Origin of the sequence: Gluconobacter sp. P1D12_c (assembly GCF_018812105.1) — a bacterium.
GTDB lineage: Bacteria > Pseudomonadota > Alphaproteobacteria > Acetobacterales > Acetobacteraceae > Gluconobacter > Gluconobacter oxydans_A.
Map to the genome: position 1 here is coordinate 1 of NZ_JACSIQ010000147.1, position 636 is coordinate 636.

The window sequence follows — 636 nt, forward strand, 5'->3', positions numbered from 1 at the left end:
GTATCGGCCCAGACGCTTGAGGCGGTATTGGCTTTATCCAGAAGCCCCTCTCTCAATCGCGCGCCATCACTGGCGGCGGCATCTGTTGTCTTCCATTTGCGGATGAACCGATACTTCCGGTCGATGGAGACGTGGGGTTTGTAGCCAAAGAATGGGATAGCGAGATCACTCGACGGCATGGTTCCATCGTCCTGCCGCTTCGCTTTCGTGAACTTCAGCGTCCAGCGCGCATGGCGATCCTTGTGCGACAGCTTTGACGGCTTGTCCTGCCAGTCTTCGGGAATACGGCCTGCCCGGAGATCGGCTTTCTCGGCGTTCGTGTTGCGCTGCTTTGGAGCCGCCACCAGCGTTGCATCCAGGATCTGGCCCGACATCGGCAGATAGCCGGCGTGCCGCAGGGTCGCGTCAAAACGGTTGAACAGACCCTCGATCGCTCCCACCTGCGTCAGGCGCTCACGGAACAGCCAGAGTGTTTTGGCATCAGGAACACGATCTGAAAGCCCCAGCCCAAGGAAGCGCATGAACGACAGGCGATCGTTGATCAGATATTCCGTCCGCTCATCAGACAAATTGTTCAACGTCTGGATCACCAGGATCTTGAACATCAGCACCGGATCAAATGGCGGGCGCCCGCCT

The 636-nt window shown here is 58.3% G+C and carries 1 protein-coding gene; it reads right to left on the reverse strand.

What is annotated here, in order from left to right:
* Positions 1-636: transposase (locus tag KP705_RS16035; protein ID WP_215764957.1), on the reverse strand; the 636-nt coding region annotated here is incomplete at both ends.